Genomic DNA, 2,188 nt, shown 5'->3' on the forward strand with positions numbered 1-2,188 from the left:
ATATGATGAAATCATATACCAATGAGAGAGTGTGTGTGTTTATAGATATATATATATATATATAAATATAGTATTAAATGTAAAGAATTAAATTAACTAAATTTAGTTACATACATTAAGCACATACAGCAATAGAAAAATGTTGTTGATTAATTAATAAACATGTGTGGTATGTAGCTAACAAATAGTTAATTTAATATTAAAATTTGAAAAACTCCTAAATAAAGGTTACTATATATATGTATATATACACGCACACACACGAAACTCAATATATGATGTGTAGTCTGGCCTCGGCTCAAGCGTGAGTACCCGCTGAACTTAAGCATATCAGTAAGCGGAGGAAAACAAACTAAACAGGATTCTCTTAGTAACTGCGAGTGAACAGAGATTAGCCCAATATCGAAGCTCACAAGCTAAATTGTTTGTTGAGCAATGTGATATTAAGATGTTTGCTAACGTATAGTGGCCGACTTGAAGTCCAAATTTGAATGTGGCATGTTCAGTATGAACTCCAAAGATGGTGAGAGTCCCGTTCAAGTTGGTAATCAGATGTGACATTATGCGTATATGCATTCATCTTGGAGTCGGATTGCTTGAGAATGCAGTCCAAAGTTGGTGGTAAACTCCATCTAAGGCTAAATACCTGTACGAGTCCGATAGTTAACAAGTACCGTGAGGGAAAGTTGAAAAGTACTCTGAAGAGAGAGTAAACAGTACGTGAAACTACAAGGAGGTTAATCAGATAGAGTCAAGCTGCTTGTTATTAAGCATTGCTTTACATGTTAAAAATTTGTAAACTAGACATGTACCATACACAGTGCAATAGAAATGCCAGTTTATTTTTAATAGACGGGTATTATAATTGTTAAATGTAGTACCAAGTGTATGAACGTATGTGTCAACATGTATTGTTAATGTTGATAACTAGTGCCACAATCGTTTACTTAATCAGAGTGCTTTAACCAGCTGTTGTTCGTTTAGATTGCAAAATTTAAATGGGCACATAGTTAGACAGTTAGTAGGTTAATACTATTTAATAGTGTTAACTTACTTAAAAAAGGGATTTCTGATCCCTGTTGGTTAAAGCATTTTTAATTTCTGTGTTAGTAAACGGCAACATATATACACATTAGCTTGTATTATAGTTTGTTGGTTTTGGCAAAAATCGATGAGCTTTTAATGCAAGTGTGTATGTTAATTGTGGTTCTGTGGTAGACTTTCTATTTGACCCGTCTTGAAACACGGACCAAGGAGTTTAACTACATTGCAAGTCAAAGGGCGTGAAAAACCCTATGGCGAAATAAATATAAAAATTGAAAGTGTGATCTGTAAGTTATTTGTTTACACCCAATACTTGCAGCGCAACACTGGCCCGTCCTAACATGTGGTGTTGTTCGCAACACTATCATGAGGGCGGTGCATGAGCAATGTAGTTGAGACCCGAAAGATGGTGAGCTATGCTTGCATAGGTTGAAGCCAGAGGAAACTCTGGTGGAAGACCGTAACGATTCTGACGTGCAAATCGATCGTTAAATGTGAGTATAGGGGCGAAAGACTAATCGAACCATCTAGTAGCTGGTTCCCTCCGAAGTTTCCCTCAGGATAGCTAGTATTCATAATCATTCAGTTTTATCCGGTAAAGCGAATGATAAGAGGTGCCCAGGGGAAAAGTTTTCCTCAACCTATTCTCAAACTTTAAATGGGTAAGATGTTCAACTCACTTAATTGGAGTTGAACATCGAATGTGAATACTAAGTGGGCCATTTTTGGTAAGCAGAACTGGCGCTGTGGGATGAACCAAACGTGTTGTTAGAGTGCCTAACACTAACGCTCATGAGATACCAAAAAAGGTGTTGATGCATTTAGACAGCAGGACGGTGGCCATAAAAGTCGGAATCCGCTAAGGAGTGTGTAACGACTCACCTGCCGAATGCATCAGCCCTGAAAATTCATGGCGCTAGAGCTTTGGACTCATACAATACTATCGGTGCCTGCTGAGTTATTAATGACACTTGTGTTATTTTTACTCAGGCTATGAGGTATTCCGATAAGTAGGAGGGACACCGTGATGGCTATGAAGCGGAGTTCGTGAGAACTTGTGGAGCTGTCACGGGAGCTGATCTTGGTGGTAGTAGCAATTATTCAAGTGGAACTCCTTGAAGACCGAGGTCGGAGAAGGGTTCCA

The 2,188-nt window shown here is 38.2% G+C and carries 1 rRNA gene; it reads left to right on the forward strand.

Features of this window, described 5'->3' with window-relative positions:
* Window positions 1–266: 266 nt before the first annotated feature.
* Window positions 267–2,188, forward strand: a 23S ribosomal RNA gene (locus L3V31_RS21920); the annotation flags it as partial.

This window comes from Vibrio sp. J1-1 (assembly GCF_021728395.1).
GTDB lineage: Bacteria > Pseudomonadota > Gammaproteobacteria > Enterobacterales > Vibrionaceae > Vibrio.